General features: G+C 48.2%; 16 protein-coding genes. 8 read left to right on the top strand and 8 right to left on the bottom strand.

From position 1 onward, the window contains the following. The first annotated feature begins 63 nt into the window (after nt 1-63). Nucleotides 64-774 (top strand): GntR family transcriptional regulator, encoded by a 711-nt coding sequence (locus KNP88_RS13545; protein ID WP_214894244.1) that lies wholly within the window; start codon nt 64-66, stop codon nt 772-774. Between the two features lie 66 nt (nt 775-840). Here KNP88_RS13545 and KNP88_RS13540 read toward each other — a convergent pair whose 3' ends face one another. The 6 genes from KNP88_RS13540 to licT all read right to left on the bottom strand — a co-directional run bounded on the left by KNP88_RS13540 (nt 841) and on the right by licT (nt 8,162). Then, the gene (locus tag KNP88_RS13540) at nt 841-2,043 is read right to left on the bottom strand and encodes a cation:proton antiporter (protein ID WP_251137238.1); all 1,203 of its coding nucleotides are present in this window, start codon (nt 2,041-2,043) and stop codon (nt 841-843) included. A gap of 203 nt (nt 2,044-2,246) precedes the next feature. Continuing rightward, complete coding sequence (locus KNP88_RS13535) at nt 2,247-3,335, bottom strand: flavin monoamine oxidase family protein (protein WP_214894240.1); 1,089 nt, start codon at nt 3,333-3,335, stop codon at nt 2,247-2,249. Nucleotides 3,336-3,410: 75 nt separating this feature from the next. Next, complete coding sequence (locus KNP88_RS13530) at nt 3,411-3,773, bottom strand: hypothetical protein (RefSeq protein ID WP_214894238.1); 363 nt, start codon at nt 3,771-3,773, stop codon at nt 3,411-3,413. 125 nt (nt 3,774-3,898) lie between these two features. Further along, on the bottom strand, nt 3,899-5,350 hold the full coding sequence (locus KNP88_RS13525) for a glycoside hydrolase family 1 protein (protein WP_214894236.1): 1,452 nt from the start codon (nt 5,348-5,350) through the stop codon (nt 3,899-3,901). Between the two features lie 17 nt (nt 5,351-5,367). Beyond that, the gene (locus tag KNP88_RS13520; protein ID WP_214894234.1) at nt 5,368-7,203 is read right to left on the bottom strand and encodes a beta-glucoside-specific PTS transporter subunit IIABC; all 1,836 of its coding nucleotides are present in this window, start codon (nt 7,201-7,203) and stop codon (nt 5,368-5,370) included. Nucleotides 7,204-7,310: 107 nt separating this feature from the next. Next, complete coding sequence (gene licT, locus KNP88_RS13515; RefSeq protein WP_214894232.1) at nt 7,311-8,162, bottom strand: BglG family transcription antiterminator LicT; 852 nt, start codon at nt 8,160-8,162, stop codon at nt 7,311-7,313. Nucleotides 8,163-8,451: 289 nt separating this feature from the next. On the opposite strand from licT, the gene KNP88_RS13510 reads away from it, so the two are divergent. Both KNP88_RS13510 and KNP88_RS13505 read left to right on the top strand, forming a co-directional pair. Further along, nucleotides 8,452-9,030 (top strand): TetR/AcrR family transcriptional regulator, encoded by a 579-nt coding sequence (locus KNP88_RS13510; RefSeq protein ID WP_214894230.1) that lies wholly within the window; start codon nt 8,452-8,454, stop codon nt 9,028-9,030. 30 nt (nt 9,031-9,060) lie between these two features. After that, entirely contained in the window at nt 9,061-10,248 is a 1,188-nt protein-coding gene (locus tag KNP88_RS13505; protein ID WP_214894228.1) for an MFS transporter, read from the top strand. A 50-nt stretch (nt 10,249-10,298) separates the two neighbouring features. Here the strand turns inward: KNP88_RS13505 and KNP88_RS13500 are convergent, their stop codons facing one another. Then, nucleotides 10,299-10,478 carry a DUF2171 domain-containing protein gene (locus KNP88_RS13500; protein WP_214765909.1) on the bottom strand — a complete coding sequence of 60 codons (180 nt, stop codon included), beginning with the start codon at nt 10,476-10,478 and terminating at the stop codon, nt 10,299-10,301. Nucleotides 10,479-10,674: 196 nt separating this feature from the next. Between KNP88_RS13500 and KNP88_RS13495 the strand changes: the two genes are divergently transcribed. Then, on the top strand, nt 10,675-10,884 hold the full coding sequence (locus KNP88_RS13495; protein WP_214894225.1) for a helix-turn-helix transcriptional regulator: 210 nt from the start codon (nt 10,675-10,677) through the stop codon (nt 10,882-10,884). Then, on the top strand, nt 10,881-11,357 hold the full coding sequence (locus KNP88_RS13490) for a DUF2178 domain-containing protein (RefSeq protein WP_214894223.1): 477 nt from the start codon (nt 10,881-10,883) through the stop codon (nt 11,355-11,357). Before KNP88_RS13495 ends, KNP88_RS13490 begins: the two co-directional genes overlap by 4 nt. Before the next feature lie 12 nt (nt 11,358-11,369). On the opposite strand, the gene KNP88_RS13485 is transcribed toward KNP88_RS13490, so the two are convergent. Next, nucleotides 11,370-11,786 carry a GNAT family N-acetyltransferase gene (locus KNP88_RS13485; RefSeq protein WP_214894221.1) on the bottom strand — a complete coding sequence of 139 codons (417 nt, stop codon included), beginning with the start codon at nt 11,784-11,786 and terminating at the stop codon, nt 11,370-11,372. Between the two features lie 153 nt (nt 11,787-11,939). Here KNP88_RS13485 and KNP88_RS13480 point away from each other — a divergent pair, with 153 nt between their 5' ends. The 3 genes from KNP88_RS13480 to KNP88_RS13470 all read left to right on the top strand — a co-directional run bounded on the left by KNP88_RS13480 (nt 11,940) and on the right by KNP88_RS13470 (nt 14,703). Next, complete coding sequence (locus KNP88_RS13480) at nt 11,940-12,476, top strand: GNAT family N-acetyltransferase (RefSeq protein WP_251137237.1); 537 nt, start codon at nt 11,940-11,942, stop codon at nt 12,474-12,476. A gap of 209 nt (nt 12,477-12,685) precedes the next feature. Beyond that, nucleotides 12,686-14,044, top strand: coding sequence for an alkaline phosphatase (locus KNP88_RS13475; RefSeq protein ID WP_214894217.1), 1,359 nt, complete (start codon nt 12,686-12,688; stop codon nt 14,042-14,044). An 11-nt stretch (nt 14,045-14,055) separates the two neighbouring features. Next, nucleotides 14,056-14,703: a DUF4352 domain-containing protein gene (locus tag KNP88_RS13470; RefSeq protein WP_214894215.1), complete on the top strand. Its 648-nt coding sequence runs from the start codon at nt 14,056-14,058 to the stop codon at nt 14,701-14,703. The last annotated feature ends 434 nt before the right edge of the window (nt 14,704-15,137 follow it).

Here is a 15,137-nt window from a genome sequence, read left to right as displayed (position 1 = left end):
GTATCAACCTTTCATTATGATATAGTTGTGGTATAACAATTTTTACGTAAATGAGGGTGAACCATGCTGAAATATCAACAGACGGCGACGGAAATCGAAGCTTATATCGAACGACATGCGTTACAGCAAGGCGATAAATTACCAGTCCTCGATCAACTGATCCGCCAATTTGAAGTCAGTAAGACGACGATGACGAAAGCACTCGAACTGCTGGAGCGTAAAGGGATCATCTTTCAAGTCCGCGGCAGTGGGATTTTCGTCCGGAAAACGAACCGGAAAGGCTACATCGAGCTGTTTTCGACGCAAGGCTTTAAGCAGAATCTCGTCGCACATGACATCCAGTCGAACGTCCTGTCGTTTGAGTTGATCCCGTGTCCGGAGACGATTGCCGAAAATCTCGGTACTACACAAGGCGACATGGTCTATTTCGTGAAACGGATCCGCTATATCGACGGTAACATCATGTGCCTTGAAGAATCCTATTACCGGCAAGCGATCGTGCCTTATCTGAACCGGGAAATCGTCGAACAATCGATTTTCGAGTATCTTGAGACGGCCCTCGGACTGAACATCGGCTTTTCCGACATGTACATGCACGTTGGCAAATTGCCGGAGACAATCGCGGAACATTTGGAACTTGAAGCCGGTGATCCGGCATTGACGGTCGAGACAATTTTCCACTTGACGAACGGTCGACCGTTCGATTATTCCGTCATCACCTATCATTACGAACACTCGCAATTCGTTGTTCAGGCGAACGGCTTGTATCTGTAAACGCAAAAAAGCAGACACGATCCAAGTACTTTTTGGACAATGTCTGCTTTTGGATTTTCTATTTAATCATCGTTTATGCCGCTTACTCAAGAATATGGTCAGCGGATAAATACCGATACTTTGGACAATCAACGACAGGACGATGACAGCAAACGATAAGGAAATCAACACATCATATTGCGCTGAGACCGTTTTTTCGAGCCACAGTAACAACGCGACAGACATCGAACCTTTAATCCCGGCTGCCGTAATGATTGAGATCGTCGAAAAGTCGTCGCGAAATTCACCTTTCCAGACCGGTACCGCATAAATGAAGCCGCTGACCATGATGAACCGTGCCAACAAGGTGAGACCAAAAATGATCAACGCCAGTCCCCATTGTGAAAAAACTAAGTATCCAGCTGCTTGAATCCCAATCAGTAAGAATAAAATCGATAAAAATGTTGGTTTGATGATGTTCCAAAATCCATCTAATGATGCTTTAATTCCCTTCTCCTCATCCGCTTTTTCGATTTCGTAAGACAAGAAAATCCCCAAAATGACGGTGGTGAGAACACCTGAGACACCAAGCGCTTCCGCAAGATAAAATCCACCGTACGACATGACGATACTCAACATCACTTGATATTCTTTTTGCTTCGTCAAGTGAATGATTTTACTTAAAATCCATCCGAGCAGTAAACCGATCAGAATTCCGCCAAACGAAACAAGCATAAATTGTTCGATGAAGGTCGTGAAATTAAAACGTTCCCCCGTTTGAAACATCGATAATAAGATCGTAAACAAAACGATACTCGTCCCGTCATTGACCATCGATTCTCCTTCCACGATATCGGCGAGTTGTTCGTCCCCCGTACTTTTTTTGATGATGGACGTTACCGAGACCGGATCGGTCGGAATCAGGATGGCGGCAAGGAGCAGCGAAGCCGTCAGCGAAAGTGAAATGAACAGATTCGAGATCCAGTAAATTGAGACACCGAGCAATAAGGCCGTCACAATCAACCCAATCGTGCTGAACGCCGTAATGATACCCCAATTATTTTTCAACTGTTTAATCGGAAACTGATACGCTGCCGTAAACAGGAGCGCCGGCAAAAACACTTCAAATACGATTTCCTTTGATAGATGAAGCGAAGAAAAATAGGGGATAAATGAAAGACCCAGTCCAATCACGACGAGCACCATCGGAACAGGAATCATTTTTTGTTTTAAATCGATTGTGTAAATTACGTAGCCAATCAATAAGAGAATCAATATCTGTTGCGTCATCACGTCGCCCTCCCTGCATACTGAACCCAAAAAATAATATATTTCCCTATACCTTTGCACTAATTAAATAAAACAAGTAACACATCATACCAGTTTGTAATGAAAATCGTGAAATGACTTTTTCTCTACAATAATTACTTAGCAAAAAAACGCCCCCGATCATCGAGGACGCCCATGATAACATTGAAGATTATTAAAACAAATCACCCATGCCGCATCGTCCATTCAGAGACGACCCGCTTCGCCGACCGGAGCGCCCCTTCGATATGGCCGCCAAACGCACTATCCGTTTCCGTCCCGGCAAGATAAAGCCGTCCTTGCCAGTTCGCGTCGACTGCGATGGGTCCATACTGCGGAAATTCCGTTAACGGCCGGCTATCTGCAGGCATTGCCGTATCGGGGTCTTGTGCCCAGTCATAATAGAACACTTCCCGCGGATGACGGGCTGCTTCGCCGTACATCGTGATAAGTTGGTCGAGGATACGGGCTTTGACCGCTTCCGTCCCGAGTGACTGGCGCTCTTCTGCCGTCAGCCGCAGGAAACCGAACAAGGCACCGGGTCCGCGCTGCGGTGATGCATCATGAATCTCCTGCAGGGCACCGACCCAGCTCATCCCGAACCCGGACTGTCCCGCTTCGCGCCAAAACGGCGTGTCATAGACGACAAGTGCTTTTGCTTGTCCGGCCATCCAGGTCGGGGTCGTTTGCAGTTTTTCGCGAGTCGTCTCGGAAAATGGCGGTTCGATTACGACTCGCTCGACAAGACGGGGTGGAAGGGCAACCACGACACTGTCATACGTTTCTGAAGTCGTCCGCCCGTCTTTGATTGACGTAACGATTACTTGTTCTTCCGTCCGCTCAAGTTTCGTGACGCGTGTCTGTAAGCGGAGCGATGCCGTCGGAAGTTTGGCCGCAATCGCTGTCACGAGTGCTTCCATTCCTCCCGCTAACCGCTTCGACGGGACGATACTGTCCGGTGCCAGCAGATGATGTTCGATTGCTCCTGCTTGCCGTTCGAGTACCATCGCGCCCGTCGTGTGTTGGGCGAATGCCGTCAGACCGAGTTCGGTGATAAGATCCGTGATAACCGTTTCCGTATCCGGCCAGTACCATGTCGGTCCGAGGTCAAAGCAGTCTGCCTCGTCTCCATGCGTACCCGCCACGCTTAAAATACGTCCGCCGATCCGGTCCCGTGCTTCATAGACGGTGACCGCTTGCCCCATCTGCTGTAAAAGCGATGCTGTATAGAGCCCGCTGACGCCTGCTCCGATGATTGCGATGGATTGTGTCATCTTGATTCTCCTTTGCTACGGACAGATCAATTGCTCCTGTCGTCATGTGCTGTAGCAAGTGTACCTTGTTCCGACTCAATCCTCCAACCGCTCGAACTCGACTAAACGGACAGCCTTAACATATACTTCCTCGTCGAACGTCGTCAGCGAAACGAATGTCTCCCCTTTGCGATAGAGAATTTTAGCTCCTTCTTGATTCACTTTCTTCCAGCCGTCACGATTCAAGCGTGCTGCATACAGGAGTCCCGGTCCGTCTGTTTCTGAAGCAAGTTGCGTCGCGTAGTGTTGACCGTTCGCACCCGTTTGCTCCGTCGCAAAGCGCGGGATCGGGAACGAACTGACAGATGTACCTTCTTTGAACAATAGGGATATCACCCCGTAATACGTTCCTCCTAGTAGAATTATGATCAAGATAACCGATAGTACTTTTTTATACATTTTGCTTCCTCCCATTTTTACCCATCTATATTCATTATCTCCAACCCCTTATCTTTTTACCATCTTTTTAAAGTCTAATTTAAGGAAAGACCTGACTTCGCTTAGCGAAATCAGGTCTTTTCTTTTTATGAACGCGTTGAAATTGAATCTTTGTACAAAGCTTGTCCGTTCGTCGCAATCACTTCCTGATACCAGAAGAATGAATCCTTCCGCGAGCGGTCGAGGGTACCGGACCCGTCATCCTGCTTATCGACGTAGATAAAGCCGTACCGTTTGCTGTACTCGCCGGTCGAAGCACTGACTAAATCAATGCATCCCCAACTCGTATAGCCCATGACTTCGACGCCGTCCTCCATCGCTTCAACCATTGCTTGAAGATGTGCTTTAAGATAATCAATCCGGTATTCGTCATGAATTGCACCGTCTGCTTCCACCTTATCGTAAGCACCGAGTCCATTTTCGACGATGAACAGCGGTTTTTGGTAGCGGTCGTACAGCTTATTTAAAATGATCCGCAGTCCACCCGGGTCGATTTCCCAGCCCCAGTCACTCGCTTTCAAATAAGGGTTTTTGACACCGTTCATGATATTTCCGGCTGTCATGTCTGTCGTTTTATCAGCCTTTTCCGTCCGTGACATATAATAGCTGAGAGAGAAGAAATCAACCGTGTATTCTTTTAAGATTGCCGCATCCGTTTCTTCCTGTTTAAGTTCAATCCCGTTCTCGGCAAAGAAACGTTTCGCAAATGCCGGATACTCGCCGCGGACATGGACGTCGCCGCAGAAGTAATTCATCATCCGCTCTTCATCGAGGGCAACTTGGACATCTGCTGGATTGGAACTATACGGGTAAACTGGTGCTGCGATTAACATGCATCCGATTTTCATTGACGGGTCGACTTCCCGTGCTGCTTTCGTCGCAAGACTACTCGCAACGAGCTGATGATGTAACCCTTGGTATGTCGTTTGAAGATGGTTTTCTTCATCCTGTAATGCGACACCGAGGCTGAGCATCGGCATGAACTGCGCCCCGTTGATTTCGTTAAACGTCAACCAGTATTTCACTTTTCCTTGATAACGCTCAAACAGAACCCGGCTGTATCGTTCAAAGAATGTTACAAGACGGCGATCGCGCCATCCGCCGTATGCTGTCGCCAAATGTCTTGGCAACTCATAATGCGAAATCGTCACAAGTGGTTCGATCTCCTGGGCAATCAATTCATCGATGACACGGTCGTAAAACGCGAGACCTTCCTCATTCGGCTCTGTCTCGTCGCCGTTCGGGAAAATGCGTGACCAAGCAATCGACATCCGGAATGTCTTAAAACCCATTTCTTTAAATAAGGCGATATCCTCTTTGTACCGGTGATAAAAATCGACACCTTCATGGTTTGGGTACGTGTATTGCTCATGTAATTCAAAGTCAAATGCCGCATCATGAATCAACTGCATCCGTTGTTTCCCGCCTGGCATCACATCGGCGATTGACAACCCTTTACCCCCTTGATCAAATCCGCCTTCAACTTGATTGGCTGCAGTAGCGCCACCCCATAAAAAGTCTGCTGGTACATTCTTCATTTTCCTTTACCCCTCTCTTATACTAAAATGCGTAACACGTCACGTGACGGTTCGACCGATCCGACATACGTCGGAAGAACATCCAAATAGCTGGCTGTGTTTGTCACGATGACCGGCGTGATGATGTCATATCCCGCTTGCTCGATTTCTTTTAAGTCAAACGCGATCAACCGATCTCCTGCTTTAATGTTCTGTCCACTCGAGACGAACGATTCGAAATGCTGTCCGTTCAACTGGACCGTATCGAGTCCGATATGAATCAGGATTTCGACACCTGTATCTGAACGTAAACCAATCGCGTGCATCGATTGATAAACAGTCACGACTTCACCATCGAACGGAGCGTAAACGACTCCTTCGTTCGGAATGATTGCCACACCTTTGCCCATCGCGCCACTCGAAAAGACTTCGTCATTGACTGACTCCAGAGAAATGATTTCGCCATTGATTGGCGCGAGGACGGGTAACCCGACTTCTTTTGATAAAGATGGTGTTGTTTCAGTCGTTGCGATCTCTTCCTTCGTCAGGAAGTACGTCAAACTGAAAGCAACCGCCGTCGCCACGAACAAACCGATGAAGGCACCCCAAAACGAGAGGTCAACACCACTTTGAGGAATCATGACTGGCACAGCGAATATGCCAAGTCCGCCCATCGTGTAAGAAGCTGTACCTAGTGCACCCCCAACAAGTCCACCTGTTGCTCCACCGATGACACCAAAGATAAACGGCTTTTTCCGCGGCAGCGTCAAGCCGTACATCGCAGGCTCCGTGATTCCGAAGACACCGGCAATCGTTGAAGATGTACCGAGTCCCTTCGTCTTCTTATCTTTCGTTTTAACAGTAATCGCGAGGACGGCACCGACCTGACCGAACGTTGCCATCAGTACACCGACGCTGATCGTATCAAACCCGATGACGGTAATGTTATTGATGAGAATTGGTACAAGACCCCAGTGCAATCCGAACATGACGAAGATTTGCCAAAACGCTCCGATGAAAGCGATCGCGAGGACTGGACTTAGGTTATAAATGAACGAGTAAGCACCCGCTAGTCCTTGACTCGCGTACGTCGCAAGTGGTCCGATTGCGAGGAACGTCAACGGGACAACGATTAAGAGCGCGAGCATCGGCGTCGTAAAGTTGCGGACGGCCTCATGCGAATGTTGATTAAAGAACTTCTCGAGTTTCGCTGATACATAGGTCGCTAGGATAATCGGAATGACGGACGATGCGTAACTCATCAAGACGACCGGAACCGTCAAGAAACTGAGTGCTTCACCTGATGCCTGCAAGGCGACCATCGAAGGGTAAACGAGCGCTCCCCCGATGACCATCCCGATATAAGGATTCCCACCGAACTTTTTGGCAGCTGAATGACCTAAAATGATGGGCAGGAAGTAAAAGAGCGCGTCTGCTGTCGCATTGAGGACGATGTATGTCCCCATGTCTTGCGTCAACAGTCCAAGGGCAACTAAAATCGCCAGTAAGCCTTTCAGTAAACCGCTCCCTGCCATCGGTCCTAAAATCGGCGTGAAGATTCCGGCAATCGTATCGATCAGCCGGTTGAACACCGTCGTTTTTTCACCGTCATCAACCGTCGTTTCAAAACCACCAATCGCGACTACGTCTTGATAGACTTCACTGACATTGTTTCCGATGACGACTTGAAATTGTCCGCCACTTTTGACGACAGTAATGACACCGTCCTGTTGCTTGAGTTGTTCTGCGTCAGCCGCTTGCTCATCTTTTAGCTTGAACCGTAAACGCGTCGCACAATGAAACACACTTTTTACGTTGTCTTGTCCGCCGATCAATCGTACAATGTCTTTTGCTAACGCTTGATATTTTCCCATTCGTCTCACTCCCGGTTTAAATAATAGGATAAAAAAAACCTAAACCACTACAAGTAACACCATACTTGTAGTGGTTTAGGTTTGGCCTGCATCATCAGTAACCATCCTTAGGATTGACTTTGTTTCATTAAGTTTTCGATGTGAATCATCAAATATAATCGTTCATCCGTCGAAACATGATAGTCGTATTTCGCTTCAATTAAATTCGCTATTTTCAATACACATTCAGCAGCTGCAGGGTACCGATTTTTGACCATTTCGAACAGTGTTTCATCGCCCCCCGCCTTCAAGGCTGCTTTAGAAACGATTCGTTGCACAAAGTACTTTAAATGAGTTAAAAAGCGGGAATAAGCATGTGCTTCTTCATCGAGTTCGACTTGAAAGTGATAGGTGATGATGGTCAAAATCGCTTGTGTCGCCTTCGTCATTTCCGTGACGACGTGTAAGCTTTCTCCTTTTACGCCAAGCATCGAGGCATTGACGAGATGAAGCGCAATCGCGACTGCCTCATCTTCATCGAGCTTGACATGATGCCGCTCATTGATCAGGTGAACGGCTTGTTTGCCAATCGAAAACTCTGGTCCGTAAAAACGTTTGACTTCCCAAACCAGAGGGTTTCGAATGATGATTCCTTCCGCATACCGTTCGAGGGCATAGTGAATATGATCGGCCAGCGTTACGTAAATCGTGTCATGCAACTCGTTGTTCAATTGATGCTCTGCTACCTTAACGATTTCTTTGACAGTCTCGATTTCGTCTTGTGGCATCTGATTCAAAAAATCGATGAATCGTTCCTGTGTTTCCTTACTTTCAAGTGTAAAAATTTTTTCGATACGATTCTCTTCAATCGTATCCCCCGTCCGTTTTTGGAACGCAATCCCGCGTCCCATCACAACATGTTCCTGCCCTTTTGATTCAATCGATACAACGTTGTTATTAAACACTTTTACGATCTGCATGGAATCCATCACCTCCACCCACAGTCTGATGAAAAGAAAAAACCTAAATTCATATCCATCGCCGCAACACGCAACAGATATCAATTTAGGTTTTGCCTGCTTGACCAGTAACAACCCTAACGGTTTATTCTTTTCGTAATTAGAATACAATTTCTTGAAGACTGCGTCAAGAAAAAGTTAAGCGTTTTCATTTTAGGTAAATATTTTTTTAAAACACAGTCCTTTTAAACCCCATACATTGATGATATAGTCATTTTGTAAACTAACGACCGTTAGGAAGGTGAATGATTTGAAAGCTGCACAATTAATCCCGACCGCTTTGCGCCACTTCGCGAGTCACGGCTACGAAGGGGCCTCCTTAAACGACATCGCCCAGGAAGTCGGTATCAAGAAACCATCCATCTATGCCCACTATTCCGGAAAAGACGATCTCTTTTTGAAGACGATGGCGTACGCGCTCAGTGAACAGAAAAAACACCTCGCGTCCTACTTCGTCGAGACACGGCAGTTGCCGCTCGAAGCATCGCTAAAAGGATTTTTCGACTGGTTCATCGAGGAAAGCAACCAAAACGACCAAATGAAGTTCATCCTTCGCATCGCGTACTTCCCGCCCGTCAAACTGGAGCATGAAGTGACGGCGTTGATCAATCCGTTTTTCGATTCGATCCATCGTCGCCTTGCACGCTTATTTCGCGAACGCGACCGGACGGAGCAGATTCTCTACTCCGAAGATTATACGAGCGGCGCACTCGCCTATTTGACGGTTGCGGAAGGGACGATGACAGAACTCGTCTATAACGGGATTGACGCCTATCAACAACGACTCACTGCCGTCTGGCCGATTTTTTGGCGCGGACTCGTCCGTTAAGAAGTCAAATCAGAAACTGAGGTTCAAATCATGCAAAACAACAAACTCATTTTAGGTACACTTTTACTCAATCTGTTTATCGCCTTTTTAGGGATCGGACTCGTCATTCCCGTCACCCCGACGATCATGAATGAATTGAACATCTCCGGCTCGACGGTCGGCTATATGGTGTCGGCTTTCGCCTTTGCCCAACTGATTCTCTCGCCGCTTGCCGGACGCGCCGTCGACAAGTATGGACGAAAGCCGATGATCATCATCGGCTTGTTCATCTTCAGCATGTCGGAACTGCTATTCGGTCTCGGACAGACGGTCGAAGTCCTGTTCGCTTCGCGCATCCTAGGGGGAGTCAGTGCCGCCTTCATCATGCCGGCCGTGACGGCGTTCATCGCCGACATCACGACGAACGAGACGCGTCCGAAGGCGCTCGGCTATATGTCGGCCGCCATTTCGACCGGCTTCATCATCGGACCGGGGATCGGCGGCTTTCTCGCTGACATCGGGACACGCGTTCCGTTTTTCTTTGCCGCGACGTTCGGGATGATTGCGATGATTTTGTCCGTCTTCACGTTACGTGAACCGGAACGTCATTATGCCGATGCGCCGACCGTCAAACAAGCGAACGGCTTCTCAAAAATCTTTTCACCCCTCTATTTCGTCGCTTTTTTGGTCCTGTTGATTTCGTCATTCGGCCTCGCCTCGTTCGAATCGCTGTTCGCCCTGTTCGTCGACCGGAAGTTCGGCTTTACGGCGAAGGACATCGCTCTCGCGATTTCCCTCGGAGCGATTGTCGGTGTCATCGTCCAGGTCGGCCTGTTCGACCGCTTGACGCGGTGGTTCGGTGAAATTCGCCTGATCCGTTACAGCTTAATCCTATCGACCGCCCTCGTCCTCGTCATGACGTACGTGACGAGTTACTTCGCAATCATCCTTGTGACGATGGTCGTCTTCGTCGGATTCGACTTGATGCGTCCTGCCGTCACGACCTATCTGTCGAAGATCGCCGGCGATGAACAAGGTTTCGTCGGCGGAATGAACTCGATGTTTACGAGTGTCGGGAACATCCTCGGACCGATTGCGGGTGGACTCCTGTTTGATGTCAACCTCAACTACCCGTTTTATTTCGCGACGATCGTCCTGACGGTCGGCATCATCTTGACGTTCTTTTGGCGTCAACCGAAACTGTCGGTCGACTCGGGCGCAACGAAACTGTCATCGTGAACATGAAGAAGCGTCCCCCTGAACTAAGGGAGACGCTTCTTTTTCATGCATTAAGATGATTGCTGATAACTAGTATTCGATAAATTATCTTCGACTGATCTGACCCACTCGACCGGGACATATAATGATTTTGCAATGGCTTCATCCGTTTTTCCGAGCTTCCGTAACGTTTTGACGATGCGCATGCGGCGTGCGAGCTCCCTTTGATCCGGAATACATTCAGGCAACATTTAATTCCCCCCCTTTTTCTGTCCCGATGCCGTCGAAGTGATAAAGTACATATTACCCGAAAGTTGTCAGACTATTCTGTTTTAGTCAGACTCCACGAATTTTCGATAAATGAGACGAAAAAATAAAAAGTATAGTCTACTTTACAAAATGTAAAACAAACTATACAATAAACTCATGAAGGAAAGGAGCGTTTTGATGAAACTATCGAATCGCGTCAAAGCATTACGGCGCCAAATGGACTGGACGCAAGAACAATTCGCTGACTTGATCGGCGTCACGCGCCAGACTGTCATCTCACTCGAAAAAGGAAGCTACACCCCGTCCTTGTTACTGGCGATGCACATCGCCCGAGTCTTTGACCGACCAATCGAAGACATCTTTTATTTGGAGGAGGAATCATCATGAAGCGTGTCATCATTCAATCAATCGCTAATGTCCTGTTGTATGTCTTAGCTGCTGTCTTACTCAGCTCCATCGCCCGTCAGCTTGTTGTTTTTCAGGACGATCCGCTTAAAGGAACAGGCTTCAACTTGAGTCTCGACCTGTCGATCATCTTACCGATTGTTTTGTTGCTGGTTTTATTGACCAGTCTCGGTTATTTTTCACGGACAAATAAAACACTTGGTTTTTCACGCTGGTCGACAACAACACCAGAGTTTTCCGATAACGATGAACGCGAGCGCTTCATTACAGGTCAGGCGACCCGAATTGCTTACGTCTCATTTTTAGTCTCGATTCCCGTCGTCATGGTGTCCTTCATAGCCTATCCGTATTTCAGCGCTCGTTTCCCCACCTTCCCGTTTTATGCACTGGCCGCTGTTTTATCAATCGGTACACTATCCTATATGTCAGCCTGGATCTACTACTATAAGAAATAAGGAACAATTCATTCACATTAATTTTTTGTAGAAGTATTGCGTCATCCCTTCGACCGGATGATCGTCCAAGCGACCGTATTCGACGTACCCGTTTTTTTCATAGAAGCCGGGTGCCTGAAAACTGAACGTGTCGAGGATGACTTTACTGCAGGCACGTTCTTTGGCATAGGCTTCGACCATACTCAATAATTTGCTGCCGTATCCGCCGCCTTTGACGGACTCGTCGAGCCATAAGAAGGAGACGTGAACGTGGTTCCAGCCGTATTCGCCTGTCAATCCGCCTTTAATCTCGCCATCTTCCTTTAAAAGAAAGCAGATTTGTTCCGTCTCGTGTTGAACCGACAAAGGGACTTTCGTTTTGTTGAAGCTGATTAATTGTTCGCGAATGTATTCGCGGTCCTCCGTTGAACCCTGTTGTATCTCTAACATCTCCATCCATCCTTTCCAATCTATTTCTAGTCTATCATCTGTCGATCTAGACAATCTTCGTTTGTCTTAATGGAAATACTTTACATTTTTAAATTATTTATGGCATCCTTAAGGGGGGACGATTTTGATTCTACTAGTTTGGAGGCGAATATGATGGATCCAATTGACGCGAACATTCAATCTGTAACGTACACGATTCGTCCGGCAGAGCCTACGGATGCACGACAGCTTGCTTTACTGCGCGCGAGACTCGATGCAGAAACGGACCACTTTGACCGATTCCCGGGCGAAGACGTGCTGGATGAAAAGGGATTTCTGCAATTGATTCAGCATGAGACCGGTATTCCCCACTCCCTGCTCGTCGCTGAAGTGGATCGTCAACTCGTCGGTTATGCCCGCTGTGTCGGTTTCCCCTTGCGTCGGTTCGCACATAAAGCCGACTTCGGCGTCGGGGTCGTCCGTGACTTTTGGGGGAAAGGCATCGGGCGGGCTCTCTTACAGACGACACTTGACTGGGCACGGACGGTCGAACTGCAAAAGATTCAATTGACCGTCGTCGAGACGAATCAAGGGGCCGTTCGTTTGTATCAGAAAACCGGGTTTCAAGTCGAAGGACGACTCAAGCACGACCGACTGCTTACGGACGGCTTGTATTATGATACGATTTTGATGGGCTTACTCCTCGTTTAACACGCTTCACACTAACTAGCCGGCGGCTTCGCTGACTAGTTTTTTCATATTTTTGTTTCGTAAGACATGCCAACTCCTTTTTCTTAGCTCCTTGTCATTACTTCTTCATAATTGTTTACATTTTTCTCATATTCCGTTCATATTCCTTCAGTAGGATGATGAATGTAGGCAATACATACTGTTCTTTAAATGACCAAGGAGGAATTACCATGAAACTGAAACGACTGATCCCGATTCTCGCCCTATCGACCTTATCGCTCGGCACGATGGTATCGACACCGGATGCCGATGCCAAAAGCAAATACAAGAAGACGCCGGAAATCCGCAACGTCATCTTTTTAATCGGTGACGGGATGGGTGTTTCCTATACGTCGGCGCACCGCTACTTAAAAAATGATCCGACGACGACCGTCGCCGAAAAAACAGCCTTCGACCAGTATCTCGTCGGTCAGCAAATGACCTATCCGGAAGATCCGGCACAAAACATCACCGACTCTGCCTCTGCCGCAACCGCAATGTCTTCCGGCGTCAAGACGTACAACGCAGCGATTGCCGTCGACAATGATAAGTCTGAAGTCAAGACCGTCCTTGAAGCGGCGAAAGAACGCGGTAAGTCAACGGGACTCGTCGCGACGTCAGAAATCACCCATGCGACACCGGCTTCATTCGGCGCTCATGACGAAAATCGGAAAAACATGAACGCGATCGCAGATGATTACTTTAAGGAACGGATTAACGGGAAACATAAGATTGATGTTTTACTCGGCGGCGGCAAGTCCAACTTCGTCCGTCCGGATGTCGATTTGACGAAAGCATTCAAAAAAGACGGTTACGGATACGTGACGGATCTTGACGAATTAAATGCCGACCGCAACAAACAAGTCCTCGGTCTGTTTGCCGATGGCGGTTTAGCAAAACGGATCGACCGCGAGAATACCGTTCCCTCATTGGAGCAAATGACGAATGCGGCGATTAAACGACTCGATACGAACAAAAAAGGCTTCTTCCTGATGGTCGAAGGGAGTCAAATCGACTGGGCCGGACATGATAATGACATCGTCAGCGCGATGAGTGAAATGGAAGATTTCGAACGGGCGTTTAAAGCGGCAATCGCCTTTGCGAAAAAAGACAAGCATACGCTCGTCGTCGCGACGGCCGATCATTCGACGGGTGGCTATTCAATCGGGGCAGACGGGATTTATAACTGGTTCGCCGAGCCGATTAAAGCAGCAAAGAAAACACCCGACTTCATGGCTGAAAAAATCGTTTCCGGCGCCGATGTCCGCAAGACCTTGACGACGTACATCGATCAACAAAAATTGGCTTTGACGGAAGAGGAATTCACTTCGGTCGAACGAGCTGCTGCCTCTAAGAACGTGACAGACGTCGATAACGCGATTGAAGAAATCTTCAATCAACGGTCGCACACGGGTTGGACGACGGGCGGACATACGGGAGAAGACGTTCCCGTCTATGCCTATGGACCGGCTAAAGACCGGTTTGCCGGACAAGTCGACAATACGGATCACGCCAAAATCATTTTTGATTTCTTGAAAAAGAATAAATAAGGAGGTCCATCATGAAGCGACTCCTGCTCTCGATCACGCTTGGAACCATCCTCGCCGGATGTAGCGATTCTTCAGCTGATCAACAAGCCGTGCCGGCACCACCCGTCACACATACCTCCGTCGCACTTGAAAAGGCGGACGTCTATGTGCCGAACCCGCAATTGCCGGACGACCGGATGTTGACGAAACGGAATCAGACGGTTCGTGACGATAAAGGTGAATTGACGTTACAACAGATCCAGTACGTCAAACAAACTCACTCGATTGGACCGATTAACATGACGATCGAGGAAGTAAAAGTTATTCAGACCCGTCCGAGTTACGCGATGATTGATTTCTTTCACGGCTTCACCCATGAAGAAGCGTTCGATATGGTGAAGACCCGCGTCACGGTTACGAATACGAGCAAGCAACCGGTCACGTTCAACCCGGTTGCTCATGTAAAAATCAATCAATCGACAGAAAAAACAATTGATGATGACCTGTACCTCGAAGCATTGGCCGGGACATATGAGCCATCGGAACAGCGCAGCGGCAACCTTGGTTTCATCACGGAACGTCCCGTTGAAAAACTGGAGTTTTTGACGAGTGACGTCCTTGATGCGCAGCAGCAGGTCATTAAAAAAGGTCAGCCTTTCACAGTGACGCTACACGATTAAATCAATAGACAAGACAAAGAACCACGTTCCGACTAGCGGAGCGTGGTTCTTGCAGACTGTAGACAAAGTGCTATCGGGAGATCGCGCGTCTGTTTTCGTTGCTTTCCTCGGGCGAGGCGCAAGCCGTTGCTCCTTGGATCCTAGCGGCCAACGAGCAGGGTCTTGCCTGCCTCTGAACGTGCGTTGAAAACGCACTTTTTCCCGTAGGAGTCAACGAAACGTGACGCTTTTTAGGGAATACCGTGACGGAAAGCCGGGCATGCAGGCGGTTTAGTGCGCCGCGATTCTGATCGAATCGCTTTTAAAGCGAAAAGCAATCGGTCGCGACCCTGCAGCTTTGCTGTAGCGGCGCGGAAGTTTGCCGCTTTGAAGACGAGGCGAGACAAGGAAGCGCGAACGGATTGCCTCTCGTTATCGCATGTTCACGCTTCATA

This window comes from Exiguobacterium sp. H66 (genome assembly GCF_018618705.1).
Lineage (GTDB): Bacteria > Bacillota > Bacilli > Exiguobacteriales > Exiguobacteriaceae > Exiguobacterium_A > Exiguobacterium_A oxidotolerans.
The sequence above is the reverse complement of the archived record's forward strand: the minus strand, read 5'-3'. Positions and strand labels throughout refer to the sequence as shown.